This window comes from Streptomyces sp. PA03-1a, assembly GCF_033792805.1.
Lineage (GTDB): Bacteria > Actinomycetota > Actinomycetes > Streptomycetales > Streptomycetaceae > Actinacidiphila.
On the sequence record NZ_JARAVO010000207.1, the window covers coordinates 1 to 17,408 of the forward strand.

The 17,408-nt window shown below is 73.8% G+C and carries 16 protein-coding genes; 3 read left to right on the forward strand and 13 right to left on the reverse strand.

From position 1 onward, the window contains the following. Nucleotides 1-41: 41 nt before the first annotated feature. Entirely contained in the window at nucleotides 42-905 is an 864-nt protein-coding gene (locus tag PV341_RS34370) for a 3-hydroxybutyryl-CoA dehydrogenase (protein ID WP_500330591.1), read from the forward strand. Here PV341_RS34370 and PV341_RS34375 read toward each other — a convergent pair. The 10 genes from PV341_RS34375 to infC all read right to left on the reverse strand — a co-directional run bounded on the left by PV341_RS34375 (nucleotide 896) and on the right by infC (nucleotide 12,824). Further along, on the reverse strand, nucleotides 896-3,487 hold the full coding sequence (locus tag PV341_RS34375; RefSeq protein ID WP_500359904.1) for an AAA family ATPase: 2,592 nt from the start codon (nucleotides 3,485-3,487) through the stop codon (nucleotides 896-898). The two genes, PV341_RS34370 and PV341_RS34375, sit on opposite strands and share 10 nt — an antisense overlap. Nucleotides 3,488-3,687: 200 nt before the next feature. Further along, complete coding sequence (locus tag PV341_RS34380; RefSeq protein ID WP_499510885.1) at nucleotides 3,688-3,981, reverse strand: hypothetical protein; 294 nt, start codon at nucleotides 3,979-3,981, stop codon at nucleotides 3,688-3,690. Between the two features lie 88 nt (nucleotides 3,982-4,069). Then, nucleotides 4,070-5,245 (reverse strand): PP2C family protein-serine/threonine phosphatase, encoded by a 1,176-nt coding sequence (locus PV341_RS34385; protein WP_500359905.1) that lies wholly within the window; start codon nucleotides 5,243-5,245, stop codon nucleotides 4,070-4,072. Between the two features lie 218 nt (nucleotides 5,246-5,463). Further along, a complete protein-coding gene (gene pheT, locus PV341_RS34390; protein ID WP_500330597.1) occupies nucleotides 5,464-7,965 on the reverse strand; it encodes a phenylalanine--tRNA ligase subunit beta in 2,502 nt (833 codons plus the stop codon). After that, nucleotides 7,965-9,098, reverse strand: a complete 1,134-nt coding sequence (gene pheS, locus PV341_RS34395; RefSeq protein ID WP_499510888.1) for a phenylalanine--tRNA ligase subunit alpha — start codon at nucleotides 9,096-9,098, stop codon at nucleotides 7,965-7,967. Before pheS ends, pheT begins: the two co-directional genes overlap by 1 nt. 136 nt (nucleotides 9,099-9,234) lie before the next feature. After that, nucleotides 9,235-10,359, reverse strand: a complete 1,125-nt coding sequence (locus PV341_RS34400) for a sensor histidine kinase (RefSeq protein ID WP_500330598.1) — start codon at nucleotides 10,357-10,359, stop codon at nucleotides 9,235-9,237. A gap of 45 nt (nucleotides 10,360-10,404) precedes the next feature. Further along, nucleotides 10,405-11,238 (reverse strand): TrmH family RNA methyltransferase, encoded by an 834-nt coding sequence (locus PV341_RS34405; RefSeq protein ID WP_500330600.1) that lies wholly within the window; start codon nucleotides 11,236-11,238, stop codon nucleotides 10,405-10,407. Nucleotides 11,239-11,344: 106 nt separating this feature from the next. Beyond that, nucleotides 11,345-11,728, reverse strand: a complete 384-nt coding sequence (rplT, locus tag PV341_RS34410; RefSeq protein ID WP_018564305.1) for a 50S ribosomal protein L20 — start codon at nucleotides 11,726-11,728, stop codon at nucleotides 11,345-11,347. Between the two features lie 100 nt (nucleotides 11,729-11,828). Then, nucleotides 11,829-12,023 (reverse strand): 50S ribosomal protein L35, encoded by a 195-nt coding sequence (rpmI, locus tag PV341_RS34415; RefSeq protein WP_018564306.1) that lies wholly within the window; start codon nucleotides 12,021-12,023, stop codon nucleotides 11,829-11,831. 120 nt (nucleotides 12,024-12,143) lie between these two features. Further along, nucleotides 12,144-12,824, reverse strand: a complete 681-nt coding sequence (infC, locus tag PV341_RS34420) for a translation initiation factor IF-3 (protein ID WP_500330684.1) — start codon at nucleotides 12,822-12,824, stop codon at nucleotides 12,144-12,146. 338 nt (nucleotides 12,825-13,162) lie between these two features. Here infC and PV341_RS34425 point away from each other — a divergent pair, with 338 nt between their 5' ends. Next, nucleotides 13,163-13,540, forward strand: a complete 378-nt coding sequence (locus PV341_RS34425) for a DUF1844 domain-containing protein (protein WP_431960495.1) — start codon at nucleotides 13,163-13,165, stop codon at nucleotides 13,538-13,540. 62 nt (nucleotides 13,541-13,602) lie between these two features. Here the strand turns inward: PV341_RS34425 and PV341_RS34430 are convergent, their stop codons facing one another. Continuing rightward, complete coding sequence (locus PV341_RS34430) at nucleotides 13,603-14,337, reverse strand: SseB family protein (RefSeq protein WP_500359906.1); 735 nt, start codon at nucleotides 14,335-14,337, stop codon at nucleotides 13,603-13,605. Between the two features lie 97 nt (nucleotides 14,338-14,434). Here PV341_RS34430 and PV341_RS34435 point away from each other — a divergent pair, with 97 nt between their 5' ends. Next, entirely contained in the window at nucleotides 14,435-15,412 is a 978-nt protein-coding gene (locus PV341_RS34435) for a serine hydrolase (RefSeq protein WP_500359907.1), read from the forward strand. On the opposite strand, the gene mycP is transcribed toward PV341_RS34435, so the two are convergent. Both mycP and PV341_RS34445 read right to left on the reverse strand, forming a co-directional pair. Further along, nucleotides 15,378-16,571 carry a type VII secretion-associated serine protease mycosin gene (gene mycP / locus PV341_RS34440; protein WP_500359908.1) on the reverse strand — a complete coding sequence of 398 codons (1,194 nt, stop codon included), beginning with the start codon at nucleotides 16,569-16,571 and terminating at the stop codon, nucleotides 15,378-15,380. The two genes, PV341_RS34435 and mycP, sit on opposite strands and share 35 nt — an antisense overlap. After that, nucleotides 16,568-17,408, reverse strand: an 841-nt coding sequence (locus PV341_RS34445) for a hypothetical protein (RefSeq protein WP_500359909.1), incomplete at its 5' end; no start/stop codon positions are given. The genes PV341_RS34445 and mycP, both read right to left, overlap by 4 nt.

A 17,408-nucleotide genomic window follows, 5' to 3' on the forward strand; every position in this document is an offset into this window, starting at 1 on the left:
CGGTCCGGGTCTCCATCTCGCGATCAGGGAGAGGCTGGGCGTTGAACGACGACATCCGTTATGTCGGTGTGGTGGGCTGTGGCCAGATGGGCGCGGGTATCGCCGAGGTGTGCGCCCGGGCCGGACTGGAGGTCCGGGTGGCGGAGACCACCGGCGAGGCCCTGGAGCTGGGCCGGACGCGGCTGACGAGCTCGCTGCAGAAGGCTGCGGAACGCGGCAAGATCACCGAGGAGGAGCGCGACGCCGCGCTCGAGCGCCTCTCCTTCACCACCGACCTGGGCGACTTCGCCGACCGCGACCTCGTCATCGAGGCCGTCGTCGAGAACGAGCAGGTCAAGACCGAGATCTTCCAGGTGCTCGACCAGGTGGTGACCCGCCGCGACGCGATCCTGGCCTCGAACACCTCCTCCATCCCGCTGGTGAAGCTCGCCGTGGCGACCTCCCGCCCGGAGCAGGTGCTCGGCATCCACTTCTTCAACCCGGCGCCGGTGCAGAAGCTCGTCGAGCTGATCCCCGCCCTCACCACCGACGGCCAGACGCTGGTGCGCGCCGAGAAGCTCGTCACCGACGTGCTGGGCAAGCACCCGATCCGGGCCCAGGACCGCGCGGGCTTCGTGGTCAACGCGCTGCTCATCCCGTACCTGCTGTCGTCGATCCGGATGTTCGAGACCGGCATCGCCAGCCGTGAGGACATCGACAACGGCATGGAGATGGGCTGCGCCCACCCGATGGGCCCGCTCAAGCTCTCCGACCTGATCGGGCTGGACACCGTGGCCTCGGTCGCCGACTCGATGTACGAGGAGTTCAAGGAGCCGCTGTACGCCGCTCCCCCGCTGCTCCAGCGCATGGTCGACGCGGGCCGGCTGGGCCGCAAGAGCGGCCACGGCTTCTACGACTACGTGTAGTTCGGCGTCCGCGCCGTCGTCTCCCGCCGCGCGTCGAGCCGGGCCAGTTCCGCCCTGGCCCGGGCCTCGACCGGGGCGGCGCCGACCGCGGAACTGATCTCCAGGGCCTCGACCAGGGCGCCCCGGGCCGCCGGCGCCCGCCGCGGACGGCGCTCGGCGGCACCCAGCACGATCAGCGTGCGGGCGAGGTCGATGGGGAGGGAACGGCCCCGCAGGCGGTCGGCGGCGGCCTGGATGCGGGTGACGCCCCGCTTGGAACGGCCCAGCACGCAGTCGCGCAGCCCCTCGGCGCGGTCCAGGGCGGACTGCACGCTGGCGGAGGGCCGGGCCCCGGCGCGGCGGCGCGCCGCGCGCAGGATCTCGGCGGCGGAGTCCGTGTCACCGAGGATGACGGTCGCCTCGGCCAGGTCCCCGTACCAGCGCAGCATCACCGGGTCGGCGATGCCCATCGTCTCCCCCAGCCTGCGCACCTGCCGCAGGGTCTCGACGGCCGCCGCGGTGTTCTCCCGCCCACCGGCCAGCAGTTGCGCCCGGCCGCGGACGCCCAGGGCCCGCAGCAGGAAGAGCTGGTCCCCGTCGGTCATGCAGGCCCGGATGGTGCGGTCGGCGAGCTCCAGCGCGCGCTCCAGGCGCCCCCCGGCGGTCTCGGCGAGCGCGGCGGCGTACAGCACCGGCGGTGAGTCGCTGCCGGCCCTGACGGGGAGCACGGCGCAGCGGGCGACGTTGTCCAGGGCCTCGCGGCAGCGTCCGGACCGCACCTGGATGCGGATCAGCGCCACCAGCGTGGCGGCGGTCTCCTCGACCGAGGCGTACTCGCCGGTCCTGCCCAGGAGACCGGCCACCTCGCCCTCCGCCTCGGTGATGCGGTCGGCGTCGGCGGCCAGGATCGCGCGGGTGCGCACCAGTTCGCGGGCGCCGGGCCCGTCGGGCGCCACCGGGAGGCCGAACGCCTCGCCCAGCGCTGCCTCGGCGGCCCCCGCCTCGCCGTGCAGCGCGTGCAGCCGGGCGAGCAACGCCAGGGCGGCCACGCGGGTGTCGACGGCGCCCGCCTGGACCGCGATGTCGGCGGCCCGGCGGGCGTGGGCGGAGGCCTGCGCGGGCCGCCCGCAGATGAGGTGCCGCAGGGCGGCCCAGTGGTGCAGCCGGGCCTCCAGCTCGGGATGCCCCTCGGCCTCCACCAGGCCGTCCGAGATGAGGCGGCCCGCGGCGCCGAGCGCCTGACCGGCGTTGCCGAGCATGATCAGCCGGGCCAGTACCCGCTGCCGGGCGGATGCGGCCTCGGCGAGCACGGTCTCCGCGGCCCGGTCGGCGTCCCCCCGCAGCCCGGCGTCGCTGGCGTACTCGGCCGCGGCCAGCAGCCGGTCGGCGCGCTCGGCCGGGCGGTCCTCGGGGGTACGGCGCACCGCCAGGGCGGCCAGTTCCGCGGCGGTGGCGGGGGCGCCGCGGCGGCGCGCGGACCCGGCGGCGGCGGTGAGCGTGGCCGCGGTGGCCTCGTCGGCGTGCGGGTGGGCCAGGGCCAGGTGCCGCGCCTGTTCCACGGGCTCGGGGACCACGCGGGACAGCAGCTTGTGCGCGGTGCGCCGGCCGTGCTCGGGGGCGTCGGTGTACACGGCGGCCCGGATCAGCGGGTGCTGGAAGCGAATCGTTCCTTCGGCGTCGGCCGCGGCGACCCCCAGGCTCTCGGCGGTGCCCAGGTCGCCCTCCGGGTCCGGGATCCCCGCGGCACCGAGCAGCGGCAGCGTGGGGCGGGCCGCGGCGCTGGCGACCAGCAGCGTCTGCCGGGCGGAGGCGGGCAGCAGCCGCACCCGGTCCAGCAGCAGGTCGCGCAGCCGCGGCGGTACGGACAGCACCTCCCCGGCCTCGAAGGGCGTACCGTCCCGCAGCAGGGCGCGGCCGAGTTCGAGGGCGTACAGCGGATTGCCCGCGGCCGTGTCCTGGACGGCCCGCACGGCGCGTTCGGGCAGCTCCGCCCCGGTGTCGTCCAGCAGCAGCTCCGCCACGTCGCCGTCGGACAGCGGAGGGACGAGCAGCGCCGTGGTGCCCGGCGGGCAGCACCGCAACCCGGGCGGCTCCTCGCCCTCCACGACCCGCTCGGCGGCCAGGAAGCGCACGCCCTCGCCCGGCGGGAGCCGTCGCAGCGCGAGCGACAGGACCTCCGCGCTGGGCACGTCGAGCCACTGCAGGTCGTCGACGACGATCAGCACGGGGCCGGCCGCCGCGAGCGCCCGCAGCAGCTCGACGGCCGCGTCGCGCACCGCCAGCCGGCTCTGCGTCGCGACCGGCTCGTGCCCCCGCAGCAGCGCCGCCCGCAGCGCGGCCCGTGGCCCCGCGGTCAGCCCGTCGACGTACTCCTCCGGCACGCGGGCGAAGAGGTCCATCAGCGCCACGAAGGGCAGCTTGGCGTCCTCCTCGACGGGCACCGCCCGCAGCACGGAGCCTCCCGGCGGGACCTCGTCGGTCAGCGCCGCGAGCAGGGCGGACTTGCCGATCCCGGCCGCTCCGTGGAGCAGTACACCCGGACCGGCGGTCAGCTGTGTCCGGGCATGGTCGAGGATCTCCCGACGCCCGATCAGGGACGGCATATGCTCATGACAACGTTTGCTCAACTGCCTTGTCAATGGCCGCAGTCACGTCGCCCTCCGGGTTGCCCCGTGTCGCCCCTTGCGGCCGGTTGTTGTGTGCGGCTCCACTGCGCCCGCCGCAGGCGCAAACAACCCGCACACGACAACAGGCCGCAAGGGGCACCCCGGGGCGCAAACGGCCCGGGCGGGGCGACACGGGGTCAGGCAACCCCATCGGGATGAGGCAGCAGCACCACGCGGTGCGCCCCCGCATCCGCGGCCACCGCGCTGTCGCACGCCGCGACGACCGTGATCCCCGCGGCCGCCACGCGCCGCAGCTCGCTCCACGCGCCGCGGCTGATGACGGTCGTCGTGACGGACGGACCCCGGCTCCAGGGTGCGCTGTTGAGGGCGAGCTGCAGGGCCGAGCGCTGCGGCCCGGGCGGGCCGACCACGGCGATCAGTTCTCCCGTGGGCGTGGACAGTTCGGCTCCGGTGACGGTGGAGGTTGCCATGCCTGCCCCTCTCCTCGTTCTGGCCGGTATACGAGCAATGGGCGTTTCGCTCGGGGATCGACCCAGGTTTACCAAGGAATGGGCCGGATCAAGGGCGCGGCACTCCGGGAACCCCGGTTGCGGTGGGGGCGGCGCCCGTCTGGGCGGGCACCCTGGAGGCGTCCCGGTGGAGCACGAGCAGCGCCATGTCGTCGGTGAGCCGCCCCCGCGTGTGCCGCAGGAACGATGCCCGCACCCCGTCGACCAGGGACCGCGCGCACAACGCGCCGCCGCGGGCGGCCGCCTGGGCGGCCCCCTCCAGGGCCGGCACCAGGGGGAAGAACTCCCCGGCGGCGTCCCGGGCGTCCATCACGCCGTCGGTGTGCAGGAACAGCGCCTGGCCGGGCAGGAGTTCACCGCACGGGACGGCCTTCGTACCGGGACCGGGGTCGAACAGGCCGAGCGGCGGGAACGGTTCGCCGGCCTCCAGCGGGTGGGCGCGCAAGTGGCCGGGGCGGCCGGGGCGGAGCAGGTACGGCTGCGGATGGCCGCAGTTGATGACCTGGACGTCGCAGTCCTCGCCCAGTTCGAGCAGCATCAGGGTCACGAACTCCTCGGCGGCGTGCGAACGCCCCCGCAGGTGCCGGTGGAGCGCCCGGTCCAGGCGCCGGAGCACGCCGGCGAGCTCAGGCTCGTCGTGCGCGGCCTCCCGGAAACTGCCCAGCAGCGCGGCGACGGTGCCGATGGCCTCGAGACCGTGACCGCGCACGTCGCCGATGACCGCGCGCACCCCGTGGGGCGTGGCGAGCACCTCGTACAGGTCGCCGCCGACGCGGGCGCCGCGGCTGGCCGAGAGGTGGTCGCCGGCCACCGCGAGGCCGTCGACGTGCTGCGGCAGCGGGGGCAGCAGCACCTGCTGGGCCGAGAGGGCGATCTCCCGGGTGCGGTCGAGCTCGGCGGCGAGCCGGGCCCTACGGTCGACGAGCAGGAAGCAGACGGCGAGGACGGCGAGGACGGCGACCTCGGTGCCGAGCCGTTGCCCGGTGTCCGGCACCGCGACGGCCGCCACGGCGAGCGCGCCGCTGGCCAGGACGCAGCGGCGGCGTCCCGTCCCGGCGCAGGCGATCACGGGGGCCGCGACCACGGCGGGCACCCACTGGACTCCCCCGGGCACCGCGTAGACCAGGCCCAGTACCGCGGCCACCCACAGCCCCGGCAGCGACAGGAGCGCCAGCCCCCGCACCCTGTGGCCGGTCGGGCGGCCCACTGCCCTGGGTCGGATCATGCCTCGGGGCTCCCCCTGAAGCCGTTGACGCGGTCGGCGACGACACAGCCCCCGCGTCGAGTGGGCCCTGGTTCGCGATCGATTGTGGCGACTCGGCGCGACGAACCGGATACCCAGTGGAGCCATTTCACCCGATCGGGCTACGTGACCGGCAGGAACGCCGGTGGGGCGCACCCGGCGGACCGGGGGCGCCCCACAGGGACCCGCATGCGTGCGCCTCAGGCGCCGCGCAGGGCCGCTCCCGTGCTCTCCGCCGCAGCGGCGACGGCGGCGTCACGGGCCGCGGAGGCCTCCTCCGCGGTGAGCGTACGGTCCGGGGCGCGGAAGCGCAGGCTGTAGGCCAGCGACTTCTTGCCCGCGCCGATCTGCTCACCGGTGAAGATGTCGAACAGCCGCAGCGATTCGAGCAGTTCGCCGGCGCCGGAGCGCAGGGCGCCCTCCACCTCGGCGGCCGGGACGGAGGCGTCCACGACCAGGGCGACGTCCTGGGTGGCCACCGGGAAGGTGGACACACGGGGCGCGACGACCGGGCCGCCGGCGGCCCGCTCAAGGCGGTCGAGGTCGAGCTCCATGGCGGAGGTGCGCTCCGGCAGGTGCAGCGCCTTGATCACCCGGGGGTGCAGCTCGCCGGCGTTGCCGACCAGCACCTCCTCGCCGTCGACGACCGCGAGGAGCGCGGCACAGCGGCCGGGGTGGAAGGGTGCCTGCTGGTCCTGGCGGACAATCAGCTCGACCCCGGCCTCGCGGGCGACGATCCGGCCCGCCTCGATCGCGTCGGCCGACCCCGCGGGACGGCCCGCGCCCCACCAGCCGGCCTGCTCACGGGCTCCGGCCAGGACGACGGCGACGCGCCGCGGCTGCCGCGGCAGGGCGGCGTCCAGGGCGGCGATCTCGGCGTCGGTCGGGCGCCGGTCGACCGGCAGCCGCGGCGGCGCGGGCTCCTCACCGCTGGGGCGGAAGACCAGTCCGGTCTCGAAGAGCGCGAGGTCGTGCGCGCCGCGCCCGACGTTGCGGCGCAGCGCGCCGAGCAGGCCGGGAAGCATGGACGTGCGGAGCGCGGGCTCCTCGTCCGACAGCGGGTTGGCCAGCTTGACGGTGATGCGGCGCGGGTCGTCCGCGTCGAGACCGAGCTGGTCGAAGACGGCCTCGCCGAGGAACGGGTAGTTCTGCACCTCGACGTAGCCGGCCCCGGCGAGCGCACGGCCGACCCGGCGGCGCAGCTTCTGCGACTCGGTCAGACCGCGGCCGGAGGGCAGGTTCGGCAGGGTGGAGGGCAGGTTCTCGTAGCCCTCCAGCCGGATGACCTCCTCGGCGAGGTCGTTGGGGTCGCGCAGGTCGGGCCGCCACGACGGCACGGTGACGATCAGCTCGTCGGCACCGTAGACGTCGCAGCCGACCTGCTGCAGCCGGCGCACCACGGTCTCGCGGCCGTACGCCATGCCCGCCACCTTGTCCGGGTGGTCGGCGGGGATGGTGAGGGTGTGCGGCGCCGAGGGCGCGATGACCTCGGTGACGCCCGCCTCGGCGGTGCCGCCCGCGAGCAGTACCAGCAGGTCGACGGTGCGCTGCGCGGCGGCGGCCGCGGCCTGCGGGTCCACGCCGCGCTCGAAGCGCTTGGACGCCTCGGAGGACAGCTTGTGGCGGCGCGCGGTGCGGGCGATGGCGACCGGGTCGAAGTGCGCCGCCTCGATGACGACGTCGGTCGTCGAGGCGCCGGTGTCGTCGATCTCGGTGTTGGCGCCGCCCATGACCCCGGCCAGGCCGATCGGCCCGCGGTTGTCGGTGATCACCAGGTCCTCGGCGTCCAGGACGCGGACCTGGCCGTCGAGCGTGGTCAGCTTCTCACCCGGCTGGGCCCGGCGGACGCCGATGGCGCCCTCGATGCGGTGCCGGTCGTAGGCGTGCAGGGGCTGGCCCAGCTCCAGCATCACGTAGTTGGTGACGTCCACGGCGAGCGAGATCGGGCGCATGCCGGCCTTCTGCAGCCTGCGCTGCAGCCAGATCGGCGAGCCGGCCTCCGGGTCGAGCCCGGTGACGGTGCGCGCGGTGAAGCGGTCGCAGCCGACCGGGTCGGCGACCCGCACCTCGTAGCCGTAGGAGTTCGGGCCGGGCACGTCGAGCAGCGCCGGGTCGCGCAGCGGCAGACCGTAGGCGATGGCGGCCTCGCGGGCGACGCCGCGCATGGACAGGCAGTAGCCGCGGTCCGGGGTGACCGCGATGTCCAGCACCTCGTCGACGAGCTCCAGGAGCTCTATGGCGTTGGTGCCGGCCTCGTGCTCCGGCGGCAGCACGATGATGCCGTCGTGGTCGTCGCCCATGCCGAGCTCGCGGGCGGAGCAGATCATGCCGTGCGAGTTGCGGCCGTAGGTCTTGCGCGCGGAGATCTCGAAGTTACCGGGCAGCACGCCACCGGGCAGGATGACGACGACCTTGTCGCCGACGGCGAAGTTGCTCGCGCCGCAGACGATCTCCTGCGGCTCGCCGGTGCCGTTCGCGGTGCCGACGTCGACGGTGCAGAAGCGGATCGGCTTCTTGAAGCCGCTCAGCTCCTCGATGGTGAGCACCTTGCCGACGACCAGCGGGCCCTTGAGCCCGGCGCCGAGCTGCTCGACGGTCTCGACCTCGAGGCCGGCGGAAATGAGCTTGGCCTGGACGTCGCGGCCGGACTCGCCGGCGGGCAGGTCGACGTACTCCCGCAGCCAAGAAAGCGGGACCCGCATCAGATCTCCATCCCGAACGGAAGGGTGAAGCGCACGTCACCCTCGACGATGTCTCGCATGTCCTCGACGTTGTGACGGAACATCAGCATGCGCTCGATGCCGAAGCCGAAGGCGAAGCCGCTGTACTTCTCCGGGTCGACGCCGCAGGCGGTGAGCACCCGGGGGTTGACCATGCCGCAGCCGCCGAGCTCGATCCAGCCCTCGCTGCCGCAGGTGCGGCAGGGACGGTCCGGGTTGCCGACGGACTCGCCGCGGCAGACGTAGCAGACCATGTCCATCTCGGCGGACGGCTCGGTGAAGGGGAAGTAGTTCGGGCGGAGCCGGGTCGTGATGTCCTCACCGAAGAGCGACTGGACCATGTGGTCCAGGGTGCCCTTGAGGTCGGCCATGGTCAGGCCCTCGTCGACGGCGAGCAGCTCGACCTGGTTGAACACCGGGGTGTGGGTGGCGTCCAGCTCGTCGGAGCGGTAGACCCGGCCGGGGCAGATCACGTAGACCGGCGGCTCGCGGTCGAGCAGGGAGCGGATCTGCACCGGGGAGGTGTGGGTGCGCAGCACGACGCCGCTCTCCTCCGGACCGGAGCCCGCGGGCTTGTCGCCCTCGACGAAGAACGTGTCCTGCATGGTGCGGGCCGGGTGGTCCGCCCAGATGTTGAGGGCGTCGAAGTTGAACCACTCGGCCTCGACCTCGGGGCCCTCGGCCACCTCGTATCCCATGGCCACGAAGACGTCCTCGATGCGCTCGGAGAGCGTGGTCAGCGGGTGCCGGGCGCCGCGCGGGGCACGGTCGTACGGCAGGGTGACGTCCACCGCCTCCTCGACCAGCACACGCTCGTCGCGCTCGCTCTCCAGCACCTCCTGCCGGGCCTTGAGCGCCTGGTTGACCGTGCCGCGGGCCTGGCCGACGCGCTTGCCCGCGTCCGCCTTGGCGTGCGGCGGCAGTGCGCCGATCTCACGGTTGGCCAGGGCGAGCGGCGAGCGGTCCCCGGTGTGCGCGACCTTGACCTCGCGCAGCGCGTCAAGGTCGGCGGCCTCCGCGATCGCGGCGAGCGCCTCGTCGCGCCGGCGCTCGATCTCTTCCGGTTTCAGTGCCTCGACCTCGACAGGGTCGTACGACTTGTTCGGTGCCGACATTTCTTCCCGTTCCGATGTGGGTGATGGCGTGGCCGACCTGCCTTGCCCGACCGCTGAATGCCAAGGGTCGAGTCTATCGGGGCCACGGGGAAAGGCTGGTCACGCCCGTCGGGGCCGGTGGATCACCACGCGATGCTCAGACCGTGAAGGCCGGCGCCCCGACGGGCAGGATAAATCGGAACTGGGCGCCCTTCCCGGGCGCGCGACCCACCGTGATCGTGCCGCCGTGGGCCTCGACGATGCCCTTGACGATGTAGAGGCCCAGGCCCGTGCCACCGCGTTTGCTGCCCCGCCAGAAGCGGGTGAAGACGCGGTTCATGGACTCCTCCGGGATGCCGGGGCCCTCGTCGCTCACGGTCACTGCCGTTCCGGACCATCCGCGCTCGCGCGGTGACGACGAAGGTGCTACGTCAATGGTGACAGTTCCCTCGCCGTGGCGCACGGCGTTTTCCAGCAGGTTCCCCAGGATCTGGTCGACCTTGTCGGGGTCGGCCCACAGCGACGGGAGCGACTCCGTCACCCGTACGGCGAAGCGGTCCGCAGGCTGTCCTGCGGCGACGAGGGCGTCCACGTGGCGCCGCACCGCGGCGGCGATGTCGACCGGCTGGCGGCGCACCTCCAGGCGGCCGGAGTCGATGCGGGAGATGTCGAGCAGCTCGGCGATCAGCCGGGTGACGCGGTTGGCGTCGGCGTGGACGGTCTCCAGCATGAGCTTCTTCTGGTCCTCGGTGAAGCGTTCCCACTTCGCCAGCAGGGTGGCGGTGAAGCCCTTGACGGATGTGAGCGGGGAGCGCAGCTCGTGCGCGACGGTGGCGATCAGTTCGGCGTGGCTGCGCTCGGTGCGCCGCCGCGCCTCAGTGCCGCGCAGCGCGACGACCAGCCGGCGCACCGGGCCGGTGGGGTGGTCGCGGACGTACCTGGCGGAGACCAGCACCTCGCGTCCGCCGGGGAGCAGCAGGTTGCGCTCGGGCTGCCCGGTGCGGGTGGCCAGGCCCGCGTACGGGTCGGTGAGCTGCCACCAGCGGCGTCCGTCCAGGTCCTCCAGGGGCAGCGCCTGCTCGAGGGGGCGGCCGAGGACGTCGGCGGGGTCGAGCGCGGTGATCCGGGCGGCGGCCGCGTTGAAGCAGAGGACGAGTCCGTGCTCGTCGGCGACGACGAGGCCGTCCGGGAGCTCGTCGGGCGTGATGCCGAGTTCGGTCAGGACAGTCGGCCAGCCCTCCAGCGCGCTCGGCGGCGTGCCGCCGGTCGTCCTGACGTCCATCCCCGTAACCCCCTCTCCAAGGCGGTCCCCGAGGGCGTCACACTACTAGCTCATTGTTACGGTGCGGCACCCTCCGGGAGCACGCTGCGCGCGGGCGGAGGCGTAGAGGCACACGGCGGCGGCCGTGGCGAGGTTGAGGCTCTCGGCGCGGCCGTGGATGGGGACGCGCACCACTTCGTCCGCGAGTGCGCGGGTCTCCTCCGGCAGACCCCAGGCCTCGTTGCCGAAGATCCAGGCCGTGGGGCCGCCCATCGTGGCCTCGTCCAGTTCGGCGTCCAGGTCGCGCTCCCCCGCGCCGTCGGCGGCGAGCAGCCGGACGCCCGCCCCGCGCAGGCCGTCGACCACCGTCTCCATGGGGACGCCGACGGCGACCGGAAGATGGAAGAGGCTGCCGACGGAGGCCCGTACGGCCTTGGGGTTGTACAGGTCCACGGAGGCGTCGGTGAGGACGACCGCCTCCGCCCCGGCGGCGTCCGCGCAGCGCAGCACGGTGCCGGCGTTGCCGGGGTCGCGCACGTGGGCCAGGACGGCGACGAGCTTGGGCCGGGCGCGCAGGATCTCCTCGAACGGGGTGTCCAGGAAGCGGCACAGGCCGATGATCCCCTGCGGGGTGACGGTGTCCGACATCTCCGCGACGACCTCCTCGGTCGCGGTGAACACGGGCACCCGGGCGGCGTGGGCCGCGGCGACGATCCCCTCGTGCCGGGCGGCGGCCTCGGGCGTGACGTAGACCTCGACCAGGTGCGCCATGGCCTCGCGCACGGCCTGCGGACCCTCGGCGAGGAAGCGCCGCTCCTTGCCGCGGAAGCTGCGCTTGGCCAGCCGCCGCGCGGCGACGACGCGGGGGGATCGCAGGGAGGTCAGCTCGGGGCCGGGCATGGGGGTGCACTCACTTCGGTCGGGTCCGGCCGGACGCGCGGCGCGGCGCTCCGGGACACAGCACGGACCCGCAGGCACACGGCCTGCGGGTCCGGAAGAGCGTGGGTCAGGCCGCCTTGGGGGCGTTGACGTCACTCGGCAGGGCCTTCTGGGCCACCTCGACCAGCGCGGCGAACGCGTTGGCGTCGTTCACGGCCAGCTCGGCGAGGATCTTGCGGTCGACCTCGACGTTGGCGGCCTTCAGACCCTGGATGAAGCGGTTGTAGGTGATGCCGTTGGCGCGGGCAGCGGCGTTGATGCGCTGGATCCACAGCTGACGGAAGTCGCCCTTGCGCTTCTTGCGGTCGTTGTAGTTGTAGACGAGGGAGTGGGTGACCTGCTCCTTCGCCTTGCGGTACAGGCGGGAACGCTGGCCGCGGTAACCGCTGGCCTGCTCGAGGATCGCCCGGCGCTTCTTCTGGGCGTTGACTGCCCGCTTGACGCGTGCCACTAGATAACTCCTTCTAAGGGACCGTGGGGGTGCTCACACGGCCCGAAAACGAATGGGTCCCGGTCCAACATCGCGCCCCCTGGTCGAAGGGGGCGTGCCGTCACTTGCCGAGAAGCTTCTTGATCTTCTTGGCGTCGGGCTTGGCCAGGACGACAGTGCCGGTGAGGGCACGGGTCTTCGTCGACGGCTTGTGCTCAAGCAGGTGGCGCTTGCCGGCGCGCTCGCGGATCACCTTGCCGGAGCCGGTGATCTTGAATCGCTTGCTCGCACCGCTGTGGGTCTTGTTCTTCGGCATGCGCCGTAGTCTCCTCGTCGCTGGCCCTCCCGTCCGCCCTGGAGCGGACGGAGAGCGTCAGTCCTTCATTGCGTTACCCGGAGCGGAACTCCGGGTCCTGGCGAACGCCGTCAGACGGCGTCAGCTGGCGTCGGCGGGAGCGTCCTGCACGTGCTCCTCCTCCGACTCCTGCTCCTGATCATCGGGGTCCCTCGGCAGGCGACCGGCCTTGCGGGCGGCCTGCGCCTCGCGGGCTTCGGCCATCGCCTCGGTCTTCTTCTTGTGCGGACCGAGAACCATGATCATGTTGCGGCCGTCCTGCTTCGGCGAGGACTCCACGAAGCCCAGGTCCTGGACGTCGTCGGCGAGCCGCTGCAGCAGTCGGAAGCCCAGTTCCGGGCGCGACTGCTCACGACCGCGGAACATGATCGTGATCTTGACCTTGTCGCCCTGCTTGAGGAACCGGACGACATGACCCTTCTTGGTGTCATAGTCGTGCGGATCGATCTTCGGCCGGAGCTTCATCTCCTTGATGACCGTGTGCGCCTGGTTCTTGCGCGCTTCACGGGCCTTCATGGCCGACTCGTACTTGAACTTGCCGTAGTCCATGAGCTTGCAGACCGGCGGGCGTGCGGTCGCCGCCACCTCGACCAGGTCGAGGTCGTACTCCTGCGCAAGCTCCAGTGCCTTGGCAAGCGGCACGATGCCGACCTGCTCGCCACTGGGACCGACGAGTCGCACCTCGGGGACGCGAATCCGGTCGTTGATGCGGGGCTCGGCGCTGATGGGGCCTCCTCGGTAGCACCACGCGTCTGACTGGATTGACAGCCGCGTAACGTCTGAAACTTGGTCCGGCCCGTGAGGAGACGTCAAAAAACGCCCCATACGGGTCACAGGCGGATGCTCCAACAACCGGGAGCACCGCCGCGGAATTCCCCGCGGGGCGCATCGGGCGCCCTGTCCTCATCCGGGGACACGGCACCTGACCGGTGACCCGCCGCCCTTGAAGAGTCGGCAAGGTGGGAGATCGGAGCCTCCACTTGTGGGCTGGAACGCTCCGTTTCCATGACGTCCACGGGGTGTCCAGCCGGTCGATCGTCAAGCATACCAGCGTCCGACCGCAGACCGTAATCGGCCGACGTGGCCCTATCGTGTGAGGCATGAGTGACGCCAGCCCCCAGCACGAGTCCCCCTCCGCGGACCGCCCCGACTTCGACACGCTGACCCGCGACATCGCGGACGTCCCGGCGGTCGAGGTGATCACCACGGTCGCGGTGCACCTGATGAGCGCGGCGGCGGTGAACCTCGGCCTCGCGGAGGACGGCGAGCGGCACAAGGACCTCGACGAGGCACGCAAGCTGATCACCGCGCTGGCCGGCCTGGTCACCGCCGGCGCGACCGAGATCGGCTCCTACCACGCCGCTCCGCTGCGGGACGGCCTGAAGTCGCTGCAGCTCGCCTTCCGCGAGGAGTCCGTCGTCCCCGACGCGCCGGGCGAGGGCCCGGGCGAGAAGTTCACCGGCCCCGTCCACGGCTAGTCCCCGCACCGCCCCCCGCACCCCGCGCTCACGACGGCGTCGCCCCCGGTGGGGCGGCGCCGTCAGCGCGTGAAGAGCGGTTCGCCGGGCAGCCTGGTGTCGGCGGGGAGCAGCGCCAGCTCGATGCCGCGCACGAGCGCGCCGCGGAGCACCTCGTCCGCCGCGAGCGTCGTCGAGACGCGTTGGGCGACCTGACGCACGTCGGTGCCCGGATCCAGGACCAGTCCCAGCGTGCCGTCGGAACCGGCGGAGGGGACCAGGTGCGCGCGGACCACCTCCGGCGCCGCGCCCACCGCGGCCCGCAGGGCCGCACGGACCGCCGGGTCGGCCAGCGGGTCCGCGCCCGCGCGGCCCGAGGCGACGGCACGCAGCGCGGCACCGGTCAGGGCGTACGGCACGGGCCCGGCCATGTCGATCAGCAGGGTGTCGGCCATCTCGTGCGCCAGCGCCTGCAGCGCCTGGCCCAGCGGCACGGCCACCGGCCGCGCGTCCGGCCGCCAGCGCGCGAGGGCCTCGGTGGAGGTGAAGGCCGGCAGCGCCCTGCGCCCGTCGGCCGCCTGGATGGTGGGCACCGCCATGTCGCTGGTCTTCTCGCGGCGCAGCCCCCCGGGACCCTCCTCGACCTCCCCGAGCAGTGCCACCACCGGCACCAGGAAGCGCGCGCCCGGGAGGGCGGCGAGCACCTCGGGTTCGGCCGACGGGTCGGCGTCGTATGCGGCGAGCGCCGCCGCGAGCCGGGGGTCGGCGGTGCCGTCGTCGTCGGAGAAACCGGGGTCGGGGATGTTCTTGAGAGCCACCTCCCGAGGGTATCCGGGGTGCCGGGCGGAGATTTCTTACGCCCCCTTCATCCGCCTCTCACGGACCGCGCAGTTTCGGTCCCTAGCTTCCGTGGGCATGGCTTCCGACGAACCCGCCGCACGGCGTCCCGGCCGTGCGGGCGCAACTGCCCGTGTCCCCCGCGCCCCGCGCGGCATCGTGCGCGGTGTGACCGCGACCGCCTTCCTGGCGTGCGCCGTGCTCGGCACGGTGACGTACGGGTCGGCGTCGCCGCCGCGCACGGCGGCGCTCACCGCGGCCGGGACCGGCGGGGCGGCGGCGAACGTGATGATCGTGAAGGCGAGCGTGGAGCCCCAGGTGGTGTGGAGCGAGGTGCTGGAGACGGCGCTGCGGGACGTGTCGGGGGACCCGCGGGCGCACTGCTCCGTGGCGGTCCTGGACACCGCCTCGGGCGCCCGGGCGGTGCACGGGGACGGGCTGTACGACACGGCGAGCATCGTCAAGGTCGACATCCTGGCGGCGCTGCTGCTCCAGGCGCAGGACGCGGGGCGGGACCTGACGGCGCAGGAGGAGGCCCGGGCCGAGGTGATGATCGAGAACAGCGACAACGCCGCGGCCACCGCGCTGTGGCGGGCGATAGGCCAGGGCCCCGGGCTGGACGCCGCCAACCGCCGCCTCGGGCTCACCTCGACCACGGCGGGCAGCGGGCTGCTGTGGGGGCTGACCCAGACCACGGCGGCCGACCAGCTCACCTTGCTGCAGCGGGTGTTCGGCACCGACGGCGCCCTCGACGCGACGTCCCGCGCGTACGTGCGGCGGCTGATGGGCCGCGTCCCGGCCGCGCAGGCCTGGGGCGTGCCGACCGCGGCGGACGGCTCGTTCGAGGTCAAGAACGGCTGGCTGCAACGGAGTACGACCGGGCTGTGGGACATCAACAGCATCGGGCGGGTCCGGGCGGGCGGCCGGACCTACCTGGTCGCCGTGGTCTCCCGCGGCAGTACGACCCAGGCCTCGGGCATCACGCTGGTGGAACGGGCCGCGCGGGCGGCGGTGGACGCGTTCAGCCGCGCCGCCCGCCGTTCCGGGACGTCGTGAGCCGGGGCCGCAGCCACAACAGGGCGGCAGCCGCAACCAGTCCGGTGCCGGCGATCGCGAAGGCCACGGCGATGCCGTCGCCCAGGGCGTCCCCGTCGGCGGCCGCGGCCGCCTTCGCCGCGTCGGGGCCGGCGCCGAAGTACTTGCGCGCGTAGGGGGCGGCGCTCGGCACGGCGCCCTCGGGCTTGAGCTTCGCCGCCGCCTTCAGCGCCGCCGCGGGGTCGACCAGTCCGTACCCGACGGCGTCGTCGCGGCCCTCCGCCGGGGTGTTCCGCGCCGACTCCTCCAGCAGCCGCTTCACCTGGGCGGGGCTGAGCCGGGGGTAGGCGGAGCGGACGAGTGCGGCGGTGCCCGACACATAGGCGGAGGCGGTGCTGGTGCCCCAGCCCTCGTAGTAGCGGCGGTTGGGGTCGGCGATCACGACGTCGACACCGGGTGCGGCGACCGTCGCGTACCAGCGGCGGGTGGAGAAGGCGGCGCGGGAGCCGTAGCGGTCGACGGCGGCCACCGCGATGACGCCCGGGTACGCCGCGGGGTAGGAGGCCCGGTTGCCCTGCTCGCCCCCGTTCCCCGAGGAGGCGACGACGACCACGCCCTTGCGGAGGGCGTACTGGATCGCATCGTCCTCCTGCGCCTCGGGGTGGGCGGTGCGGCTGTCGTCGCCGAGGGAGAGGTTGATGACGTCGGCACCGTGGTCGGCGGCCCACCGGATGCCGTCGGCGAGGGCGCTGCCGCGCGTGGTGCGGGCCTTCTTCCGCTGCGGGTCCTTGTCCTCCAGGATCACCCGGACCGGCAGGATCCTGGCCTCCGGGGCGATGCCCAGCACGCCGTCCGAACCGCCGGGGCCGTGGCCGTGGCCGGCGATGATCCCGGCCATGCCGGTGCCGTGCCGGGCCCAGGCGCTGTCGCCGCGGCGGGCCCCGAAGCCGACCATGTCCTTGCCCTTGAGGACCTGCCCGGTCAGGTCCGGGTGGGTACCGTCCACGCCCGTGTCGAGGACGGCGACGGTGACGCCCGCGCCCTTCGTCCGCTGCCAGGCCTCCTGTGCGTGCAGTGCGTCCAGCGCCCAGTCCGCGTCGCGTACGGCGTCGGCGTGGGCCGGGACGACGGGCATCAGGGCGAGGGCCGCGGCGGCCATCCCGGTGGCCAGTCGCCTCATCCGGAACCTCCCGTCGGGGGGGCGGTCAGCGAGCGTGCGGCACGACGGGCCCGGCCGTCGACGGCATCGGCCAGGGCATCGGCCTCGTGGCCGAGTCCGGCCTGGGCGGGCGCGGCCGTGGCGCCCGCGGTGACGGCCGAGGCGGCGGGCTGCGGGGTCGCGATCTCGCGGTCGTCGGCGAAGCCGCTCACCGCGTACACGACGACGGGGAGGTCGGCGGCGACCATGACCGTCCAGCTGGCGCGCTGGCGGTCGCCGAAGCCGGCCGAGACGGTGCCCGGGAAGGCGACCGGACGGGGCATCAGATCCACGCGGGAGCCCAGGCGTTCGGCGGACCAGCGGTCGCGCAGGCTGCGCATCGCGGGGGCGTCCGCCCTGGTGACGAGCAGTCCGACCGTGGTCACGGCGCTCGACGTCGCGTCGGTGTACGTGGCGCGCAGCAGCTTCACGCAGCCCGCGGGGCGCAGCACCTTCGCCAGCTGCGGGTCGAAGGCCTCCTGGCAGTTGCCGGCGGGCGCCACGCCGATCCGCGTCCAGGTGCGTTCGGCGCCGCCCGGGCCGAGGCCCTTGCCATGCAGGGTGGGCGGGAAGAGCGTGTCGACGGGCGTGCTGTGCCACAGGCCGCGGGCGAGGGCGAAATCGCGCTTGCTCGCCTCCGCCGCCGTGGGCGTGGGCGCGGCCGGGTCGTGGTTGATCCACATCCCGGCGCCGGCGCCGCCGAGGAGGCCGAGGCCCAGCACCAGGCACAGCGCGGCGGCGGCCGTACGAGGCCGGGCCCGGTCGGCGTGCGAGGGCGCGTGCGGCGGCCGGGGAGGGTGCGGCGGCGGTGCGGAGGGC

Coding starts and splice junctions, on each gene's coding strand:
- PV341_RS34425 (WP_431960495.1), top strand. CDS start 13,163: ATGAGTGACGCCAGCCCCCAGCACGAGTCCCCCTCCGCGGACCGCCCC.
- rpmI (WP_018564306.1), bottom strand. CDS start 12,023: ATGCCGAAGAACAAGACCCACAGCGGTGCGAGCAAGCGATTCAAGATC.
- PV341_RS34385 (WP_500359905.1), bottom strand. CDS start 5,245: ATGATCCGACCCAGGGCAGTGGGCCGCCCGACCGGCCACAGGGTGCGG.
- mycP (WP_500359908.1), bottom strand. CDS start 16,571: ATGAGGCGACTGGCCACCGGGATGGCCGCCGCGGCCCTCGCCCTGATG.
- PV341_RS34400 (WP_500330598.1), bottom strand. CDS start 10,359: ATGGACGTCAGGACGACCGGCGGCACGCCGCCGAGCGCGCTGGAGGGC.
- PV341_RS34380 (WP_499510885.1), bottom strand. CDS start 3,981: ATGGCAACCTCCACCGTCACCGGAGCCGAACTGTCCACGCCCACGGGA.
- pheS (WP_499510888.1), bottom strand. CDS start 9,098: ATGTCGGCACCGAACAAGTCGTACGACCCTGTCGAGGTCGAGGCACTG.
- PV341_RS34435 (WP_500359907.1), top strand. CDS start 14,435: ATGGCTTCCGACGAACCCGCCGCACGGCGTCCCGGCCGTGCGGGCGCA.
- PV341_RS34375 (WP_500359904.1), bottom strand. CDS start 3,487: ATGCCGTCCCTGATCGGGCGTCGGGAGATCCTCGACCATGCCCGGACA.
- pheT (WP_500330597.1), bottom strand. CDS start 7,965: ATGCGGGTCCCGCTTTCTTGGCTGCGGGAGTACGTCGACCTGCCCGCC.
- PV341_RS34405 (WP_500330600.1), bottom strand. CDS start 11,238: ATGCCCGGCCCCGAGCTGACCTCCCTGCGATCCCCCCGCGTCGTCGCC.